The sequence below is a fragment of the Candidatus Desulfatibia sp. genome, from assembly GCF_036446775.1.
Taxonomy (GTDB): Bacteria; Desulfobacterota; Desulfobacteria; order Desulfobacterales; family UBA11574; genus Desulfatibia_A.
The window spans coordinates 1-9,057 of record NZ_JAZFTO010000389.1 but is presented as its reverse complement, the minus strand read 5'-3'; the positions used below and the strand labels follow the sequence as shown (position 1 = coordinate 9,057).

At 46.9% G+C, this 9,057-nt stretch carries 8 protein-coding genes; 5 read left to right on the top strand and 3 right to left on the bottom strand.

Annotated features, from left to right (window positions below; genetic code table 11):
- From V3S16_RS17610 to V3S16_RS17590, 5 genes are all read left to right on the top strand, one after another.
- The coding region (locus V3S16_RS17610; RefSeq protein WP_413887343.1) for a cytochrome b N-terminal domain-containing protein at positions 1-964 on the top strand (964 nt) is incomplete at its 5' end.
- Positions 965-1,070: 106 nt separating this feature from the next.
- Entirely contained in the window at positions 1,071-2,468 is a 1,398-nt protein-coding gene (locus V3S16_RS17605) for a c-type cytochrome (protein ID WP_413887341.1), read from the top strand.
- Between the two features lie 60 nt (positions 2,469-2,528).
- Positions 2,529-3,347: a c-type cytochrome gene (locus tag V3S16_RS17600; protein WP_413887339.1), complete on the top strand. Its 819-nt coding sequence runs from the start codon at positions 2,529-2,531 to the stop codon at positions 3,345-3,347.
- A gap of 54 nt (positions 3,348-3,401) precedes the next feature.
- Positions 3,402-4,196 (top strand): carboxypeptidase regulatory-like domain-containing protein, encoded by a 795-nt coding sequence (locus V3S16_RS17595; RefSeq protein ID WP_413887337.1) that lies wholly within the window; start codon positions 3,402-3,404, stop codon positions 4,194-4,196.
- A gap of 32 nt (positions 4,197-4,228) precedes the next feature.
- Positions 4,229-4,708: a cytochrome c gene (locus tag V3S16_RS17590; protein WP_413887335.1), complete on the top strand. Its 480-nt coding sequence runs from the start codon at positions 4,229-4,231 to the stop codon at positions 4,706-4,708.
- A 12-nt stretch (positions 4,709-4,720) separates the two neighbouring features.
- Here the strand turns inward: V3S16_RS17590 and V3S16_RS17585 are convergent, their stop codons facing one another.
- The 3 genes from V3S16_RS17585 to V3S16_RS17575 form a co-directional block, all read right to left on the bottom strand.
- Positions 4,721-5,770, bottom strand: a complete 1,050-nt coding sequence (locus V3S16_RS17585; RefSeq protein WP_413887333.1) for an ABC transporter ATP-binding protein — start codon at positions 5,768-5,770, stop codon at positions 4,721-4,723.
- 27 nt (positions 5,771-5,797) lie between these two features.
- Positions 5,798-7,480, bottom strand: coding sequence for an ABC transporter permease (locus tag V3S16_RS17580; protein WP_413887331.1), 1,683 nt, complete (start codon positions 7,478-7,480; stop codon positions 5,798-5,800).
- Positions 7,481-7,646: 166 nt separating this feature from the next.
- Positions 7,647-8,639 (bottom strand): Fe(3+) ABC transporter substrate-binding protein, encoded by a 993-nt coding sequence (locus V3S16_RS17575; protein WP_413887329.1) that lies wholly within the window; start codon positions 8,637-8,639, stop codon positions 7,647-7,649.
- Between the last annotated feature and the right edge of the window lie 418 nt (positions 8,640-9,057).

Below are 9,057 nucleotides of genomic sequence, written 5' to 3'. Positions count from 1 at the left end.
AGGTATCACCGCATATTTTGACATCGGGGGCTTTCAAAAAGAAATCTTTTTGGGTGGATTGAACCCCGGCGAAGAAACCCTCATAAGGATCTATTTGCTTCACATTATACTTTTCCCTCTCGCTTTGTTCATATTGCTCGGGATCCATTTCTGGCGGATTAGAAAAGACGGCGGACTCACCGTGCCGGAGAATTTCGAGCCCACCAAGAGCGAGACCGGTTCCCTCGCTTCTCCGGAAAAAAAGGAAGGAGCATTTACCACCGGCAAGACCTATGGCCTGATGGCGCTTGCCCGCGGCAAAACCCCTGCCGTTGACAAAGATGTGGAAAGCACGGTGATGAGCTGGCCTCATCTTCTGCGGGCTGAGCTGGCGGTCTTTATGCTCTGTTTGGCCGTGGTGGTGGTCTACTCATTGTTTGTAGATGCACCCCTTAGAGAGCCGGCCAACGCCCTGCTGCCTGAAAACCCCGCTAAGTCCCCCTGGTATTTTCTGGGGCTGCAGGAACTGGTGTCCTACTCCGCCTTCATGGGCGGTATCGGCATTCCTGCCCTGGCGATATCAGCGCTTGTTTTAATACCCTACCTGGACCGGGAGCGGCAATATGTCGGCATCTGGTTCTCAAACAGACAGGGACGGCTGGTAGCGTTGACGTCATTTATTGCCGGCACCGCAATACTTATCGGTATACTTGCATTTGTTATCAACTTCGGCTGGTTCAGGAACTGGTGGCCGGATATACCGCAATTGATAATTATGCTTATCAATCCGGGCACGATCTGGGTCGGTTTTACAATGATATGGACGCTACTGGTGATAAAGAAGACCGACTCGACCAGGATGGGGGTAATCGCTTTTTTCACATTGTTTTTGCTCAGCTTTGCAATATTTACCTATGTCGGTACTGAGCTTAGGGGACCCAACTGGGATTTTTACTGGTCAAAAAGCCAATGGCCGATACATTAACGATAACACCATTAAGGCCGGGTTGTTTTCAGTCAAGCGAAACTTCACCTCAAGTTAGAATTAAGAAGCACAAAGGCAGGTTATGTACAGGAAATTTTATTTGTCAATGGCGTTAATCTCAGGACTGCTTCTGCTTGCTTCCATGCTGCTTGCCGGCTTCCGAGAGCAGGCGCCCGAATGGAAGAAATATCAGTCTGCGTACAAAGAATTATTGATAAAAAATGCCAAGGATGATGCCACCAGGAAAAAGGCGCGGTCTTTTGATGTTAACATTCAACAGATCTATCTGAGCGACCTGAAAAGGGTTGATCGGTGTACAAGCTGTCACATCGGTGTTGAGAATCCATTAATGGTTGACGCCGAGATCGTATACAAACAGCACAGCGGTAACTACCTTAAGGATCACCCGCTTAATAAATTTGGATGTACAATCTGCCATGATGGACAGGGCCGTGCCACCAATTTGAAAGAAGCCCACGGTGCCGGACGCGATACCCACTGGGATTATCCTATTTTGCCGTTAAAGTATGTTCAGAGTTCTTGCGCCTTATGCCATGAGTTTGACATGTTAAAACAAAACGGAGGAGAAAATGTCGCCGCCGGTGAAAAATTGTTCCGCGAAAAAGGATGTAAGGGTTGCCATAAGCTCAATGGTGTAGGCGGAACTCTGGGTAAGGATCTGGACGTGATTGGGTCTCAGCCGATTGCCTATTTTCCGATGAAATATGTGAAAGGTGACCAGACCGTCTACGCATGGCTTAAGCAGCATTTTGACGACCCCCGGGATATTGCCCCTGAAAGCGAGATGAAAATTGATATTAAAGATGACGAATCGGATCTTTTAACTACCTATACCTTGACCCTGAGAGCGGATGAAATTCCGCAAAAATACCGGCGCATATGGCAAGCTCCCCAGAGTAGAGAAGAAGCCATGGGCGGAGAGGCGCTATATAAGATGTACTGCATTGCCTGCCATACAACAGGCAAATACAGCATTTATGACGAGATCTTCAAAAGGACCATCCCGGCCATCATGAACCCGGCCTTCTTAAAATCGATTGACGATAAATTTTTAAAGAAAATCATAGAAGAGGGACGCTCCGAGACCCAGATGACGGCCTGGAAAGCCGATGCCGCCGGCCTAACTGAGGAAAAGATTGATAAGATAATTACGCATATAACCAAGGACAGGCCGGTTGAGAAACCGGAACTTTTTGCATTTTCAAAATTTAACCCCAATACAAAAAACGGCGAGGAGCTGTATAAAGTCCGCTGTGAAATCTGTCATGGCCCCCAAGGTGAAGGAGGCGAGAAAATCCTTGGAATCAGCCTTGCTAATCCTGTGGTGCAAAAAGAAGCTGATCCTGAATTTCTGGCGATAACCGTCCGTGACGGCAGACAGGGCACCCCCATGGCGGCTTTTGGCGGTAAGGAGCTGGGATTGGGAGATCAAGACATCGTGAATATAGTTGCCTATGTGAAAACACTTTCAAGCAAAAAGTAGATATCCGTTAACCTGAATATTTCACAATATCAAACCAAGGTTTAACGGTTAAAAAGAGGGATGAGAAAGGTGAAAGGATTTTTTAAAAAATATAGAGGCATGATGCCGGTATTTTTCTTAATGCTTTTATCGCCGGCCCTGATGGCAACATTACAGAAAACAAAAGATGCCTATGGGTTGACCCACGAAATCGATACCGGCAAAAAAGTTTATCAAGAGCGGTGTCTTATATGCCATGGTGTTGAAGGTAACGGCAAAGGGCCGGTTGATGTTGTCCGCAGAGCGGAAAAAACCGGCCGGATTATAGAAATATATTCAAGGGACTTTACCGTGGGCGTCTTTAAGTTCCGTTCCACCCCGACCGGGTGCCTGCCGACCGATGATGACATTCTCGGGACCATAGCAGACGGTATCGAAAGGTCTTTTATGCCGTCCCATAAAGAAGTCCTCTCTTCTGAGGAAAGGGAGGCTGTCAAGGAGTATATCAAAGCCTTTTCATTCAGGTGGGAAGAAGAAGATCCCTGCGATGCCATAACGGTAAAAAAGCCTGAAGGGGTCGACAGCCCTGCATTTGCTGAAAAAGGTAAAATGGTATATAAAGAGATGAAATGCTGGGAGTGCCATGGTTATCAAGGTGTTGGCGACGGCCCTAAAGCAGATGACCTCAAAGACGACTGGGGAAAACAGATACGACCCTTTGATTTTACAACCGGTGCACTCAAGCGAGGATCTTCACCTGAAAATGTATATATCACTTTTACCACCGGCCTTGACGGAACAGGGATGCCCGCTTATGAGGACTCACCGAGTGAGGAAGATCGATGGCATCTGGTTGCATATACACTCAAATTGATGAAGCTCAAAGGACGGGCTGAATAAAAAAAGCCCGGCAAGGGAGTATTCTGAAAAAATTGACAATAAGGGAGATCGAATATGAAAAAGATTCTGGTTTTTACGCTGGCTGTCTCACTTTTAATTCCGGCGGCAGCCTTTGCCAAAAGGGTTAAATATGAGGCCGTAGAGGTAACTAACGGAGGGACAATTAGCGGAAAGGTCTCGACAACGGAAAAGGTAAAAGATCCTGTAATTTCGATTAATGTTAAAGCCAAGGAAACTTCGGAAGATGCCGAGCTTGAGAGGAAAACCTGTATTACTATCCCCGGGGGCCAGCAGGCCATGATGTATCTTGTGTCGGGAGCCAATGAGGTCAAAAATGTACTGGTTACCATTGAGAATGTTAAAAAAGGTAAGGCCGCCCCTCAAAAAGACCTTGAAATAAATAACTATAGATGCCGGTTTGAGCCCCTTGTGGGTATCTCTTATGTTAAATCAAAATATATAATAAAAAACAGCGACCCTCTGCTGCATAATACCAATTTTGGCAAAATGCTCAAAGGGGGTGTAAAAAGGGCGGTATTTAATCTGGCCCTGCCCTATAAGGATCAGGTTATAAAGAAGAAAAACAGAGTTGCCGGTTTGATTCATGTCAAATGTGACGCCCATCCATGGATGAGGGCCTATGTTTATTCATCCAGGCATCCTTACGTGGCGATTACAGATGCAAAGGGAAATTTCGAGATAAAGGATCTTCTGCCCGGAAAATATACCGTCAAGTTCTGGCATGAAGGATTTGAGGAAGTTGTAAAAGAGATTGAAGTAAATGGCGGTGGGGTTTCTAAGCTGAACGCCACATTTACAAAAACGAGAAAACCGGCTTTTATGGATTAGCTTTAACGTAAAAAAAATATGGAGGAAGTGATATGAAGAGAAAAGCATTGATGATATTGAGTTTAATCGTTTTGGTCTGCATGATGGCCGCAACAATACATGCCCAGGGAGTATTGAAGTCAAGTCAGAAGTCGCCCGAGCAAGTTGTGGCGGCTCGTAAATTCGCCATGGGAGCAATGGGGGCTGATGCAGGGGACCTAAAGGGAAAAATTAAAACAGGAAATATAAAGGGAATTGCCGCTAATGCTGTAAGTATTGCTGCCCTGGCTACTTTCCTGCCACTGGTCTACCAAGAGACATACCCCCAAGTTTACCCCGTAAAGGGATCTAAGTATTTTTTCAAAGAAGCCCCCCAAGCAAATATGGAAACGGGCTTTGAGAACCTGAGAATACAGGCTCAAAAGCTAATGAAATTAGCGTCGGCTAATGACAAATCAGGAGTTGAGGCACAGACAGGTAAGCTGCTTGGTGCCTGTGGAGGTTGCCATAAAGCATATAGAGGCAAATATTAGCATATTTCAAGACTATGCTTGTTGCTCAAATAAGATAATATCATCTACTTGGGGTCTGATTCCGATTTCCTGGCCCACCTTATGATTATGGTGACTGGGCACCAGGGCCAGAACCTTCTCATTGGAGGGCAGCAGCAGGCTGTAAAGAATATTTGCGCCGCGAAAATTCTTTTCAACAATCCGGGCTTTAAAGCTGCTATTATCGTCATGGACAATATCTTCAGGGCGGATCAGCACTTGAGCGGGACAGCCGTTGCGGCAGGGGTATGTAAAACGCCCTACCAATGTCCCCAGACTTGTTTTTACCTGCGAATCGCCGGTAACTTTGCCTGACAACAGTACGCCTTCACCAACAAAATCGGCCACAACCCGGCTGGAGGGACGGTGATAAAGGTTATAGGCCGTATCCCATTGAACTAATTTGCCGTCATGCATCACACCGATAACATCCGCCATGGCAAAAGCCTCGAGCTGGTTATGGGTTACCATAATTGCTGAAATCCCGGATGCTTTCAAAATATCTCTAACTTCAAGGGACAAACGCTCCCTTAAGGTTATATCGAGACTGGAGAAAGGTTCGTCCATTAACAAAAGCTCCGGCCGCGGCGCCAGTGCTCTTGCCAGGGCGACGCGCTGCTGCTGGCCACCTGAAAGTTCGTGGGGGAAATGGCCGGAAACATCCGTCAAGCCCACCAGCTCCAGTAGCTCCGCCACTATTTTATCTTTTGCAACTTGTCTCATTTTATGAAGACCGAATGCTATATTTTCTTTTACGGAAAGATGAGGAAAGAGCGCATAATCCTGAAAGACCATGCCAATACGACGTTTTTCGGGCGGTATACCATCCTCTCGATTAGATACCACCGTTTTGTTAATCACAATCTCTCCTGAATCCGGAGATTCAAAACCGGCGATGGTTCGCAAAGCCGTAGTTTTGCCGCAGCCGCTGGGACCCAGCAGGCAGCCGATGTAACCTTTCTTAAGGGAGAAAGATAATTCTTTGAGCACCGGGTTATTGTCAAATGATTTGGATATATTTCTAAGTTCAAGAACCGTTTCCATTCAAAATACCTCTAATTGTTGTTTTTGTTAGGCTTCGGTTTTGCGGGTGAGTATGATCACCGGCAGCAAACCTCCCACTACCAAAGCCACGGCCGGCAGGGCCGCACGCTCCCACTCTCCTTCGGATGTCAACTCGTAAATTTTCACCGCCAGCGTGTCCCAGCCAAAAGGGCGGGTCATCAGGGTGATGGGCATTTCCTTCATTACATCGACGAATACCAGCACTGCAGCGGTAAATAATCCATTTCTGAGAATTGGAAGGTGAATGCGTCTGAGCAATGATATTCCGGTTACCCCCATGCTAATGGAAGCCTCGTCCAAATTGGGTGCTATTCTATTCATGGCGCTGCTGACGGGGTTGAATCCGGCCGCCATGAAGCGCACCATATAGGCTGCAATGACGATAAAAACGGTGCCGTGCAAGAGAGCATCCGCATCAAAACCGGAAACGGCTTTGATCATGCCGACCAGCAGGCTGTCGGCCTGGCTGATCACGACAAAAACTCCTACCGCCAGTACCGTACCCGGAAGCGCGTATCCCAGTGTAGCTATTCTAACTAATAAGCGCATGGTTTTATCCGGATGACGCCGCTGGGCGTAAGACAAAAGTAAGGCGCTGCAGGTGATGATTACGGTTGCCAGGCATGCGAAAAACAAGGAATTTCCAAGTATTTCCAGATACCGGCCGCCAAATTCTTCGTGAAAAATTTTTGCCGACCAGATCACAAGCTGTACAAAAGGAATTAAAAAGGCCGTCAGCAAAACCACAGATGCAAAAAACGCTGCTGCCCAGCGTATCGCTCCAGTCAGTTCGATGCGTTCCTCCTCCATGCTCAAACGTCCGCTTTGGGTAAATTGCATCTTCTGGCGCATTTGCTGTTCAATGATAATGACGGCAAAAACGATTATAACCAAAAGAGCGGACATCTGTGCGGCGGCGGGCAGAGAGAAAAATCCGTACCAGGCTTTATATATGGCCGTTGTGAATGTGTCATAATTAAAAATCGAAACCGCCCCGAAATCCGCCAAAGTTTCCATGAGCACCAGTAGCAGGCCGGCGGCGATCCACGGCCTGGCCATGGGGAGCGCTACCTTGAAAAACCCGGTTAATCTACTGCAGCCGAGTGACTGGGCGGCTTCCATCGCCCTTTTCCCCTGGGTTTTGAATGCACTTCTGGCCAGAAGATAAACATAGGGGTAAAGGGCCAGTGTCATAACGATAATAATACCGCCGGCAGAACGCACCTCCGGAAACCAGATCTTGTCGGCCGGTGCCAGCTTTCTGAGAAAAGTCTGAACGGGTCCTGAATAATCGAAGAGCCCCAGTGCGACAAACGCCAGAACATAGGTCGGCATCGCCAACGGAAGGAGCAAAGCCCATGAAAATGTTTTGCGACCCGGAAACTCACACACTCCCGTAAGCCAGGCCAGACTGACACCCAGAATAAACGTACCGCTTAAGACGCCTGCCGTAAGGATTAAGGTATTGGTCAAAAGATCGATAAGGAGCGTATCAGCCAGATGCCGCCAAATTTCCTTTTCGGGATGTAAGAAACTCAAAAAGATGACCGCCAGCGGAAGGGCCACAAACAGCGAAAAGCCCATAGCAAACAGTCGCCAGCCGTCCAGGTAGCAACGTATCCGTCCTAGAATAGGGAACCGTCCGGAACTGAAAAACGGCAGATCTTTTATACAAATTGAACTATCCATGTTTATTTTTCCGTTCACCAAGTTTAAAACCTTCGACTTTCAGGCGAACAGCTTTAGCATCATGATAATTTGCGGTTTAAGGTTGAAAGGTTCAGAGGTTCAGAGGTTCAGGGTTGAAAGATTCAACGTTGAACGCAGAACCCAGAACCTCTGAACGGTTACGGTATTACTTGTAACCGGCTCTATCCATCAAGCGAATGGCATCAGTCTGGAGCGCTCCGGCTTTTTCCAGATTGATGCGATTTTGCTTAAATTCACCCCAAGACGCCACGAAAGGGTGTACTTCGACCTCAGGATTGACCGGATATTCCATGTTTGCATCAGCAAAAAGCTTCTGCGCTTTTTCCGCAGAGAGCCATTCCAAAAACGATATAGCCGCTGTTTTATGCTGGGCGTATGTCGTCAGGCCCGCTCCGGATACATTGACGTGCACTCCCTTTGACTTCTGGTTCGGCCAGAAGAGTGCCAGCGGAATGGACGGGTCTTTTTTTAACAGGCGGCCATAGTAGTAAGTGTTAACGATCCCTACGTCGCCCTGGCCGGCGATGATAGCTTCCATAACCTTAGTATCACTTGAAAACGGCAAGGTTGCCAGGTTATTCACCCAGCTTTTAACTATCTTTTCTGTTTTGGTTTCGCCGTGTTCGGCAATGAGCATGGCCACCAGGGACTGGTTGTAGACTTTCTTGGAAGTTCTTAGCAGCAGCCGTCCCTTCCATTTGGGATCGGCTAAATCCTCATAGGTATTAAGCTCATGTGGTTTGACTCTTGCGGTGCTGTAGACAATCGTTCTGGCCCTTACCGACAGTCCAAACCATTTGTTATCCGGATCACGCAAGTGGGCGGGAATGTTTTTTTTCAATATAATCGAATCAACAGGTTGCAGTATCCCTTCCCGGGCGGCATGCCAAAGATTTCCGGCGTCTACCGTGATTAAAAGGTCAGCCTGCGTGCGTTTTCCTTCGGTTTTTATCCGCTGCAAGAGAACAGGAGCACTACCGGTAATATAGGTTACTTTTATACCGGTTTCTCGGGTGTAAGTATCAAAAAGCGGCCGAATCAGATGTTCTTTGCGGGCCGAATAGACGACAAGCTCTTGACAGAAAGCTGCGGGAATTATTGCTAAAAGTAAAACAGAAAAAAAGAGTGTATAAACCAAAAATTTTTTCAGAATCAGATACCTCCTTGTTATTTCAAAATTTGCGTTAATGCGACGGGTCGACAGTAGAAAATAGTAGAAAAATGATATAAGTTATATAATCCAAACTTTTAACAATGTCAAGAACAAAATTAAGCTTTATTAAATTAGTTTAAGTTTCCCTATATTTTATGGCACCTTGCTAAAAAGCAAAAATCAGGATAATAGTTCACCGCAGAGTCGCAGAGGACGCAAAGACAATGAATATTTTTCTTTCTGCTGAGAGGGCAGAAAAAAGCTATTGTTTAAAGCTCATAGAGTACTAATCGGCATGGGATGGATCTTTTTGCTTTCCGGCGTCTCTGTCCCGCTGTAGTTTGCGGGGTCAGCGGAAAGCAAAAAAAAGATAACCCTTTGCGCTCTCTGCGACTCTGCGGTG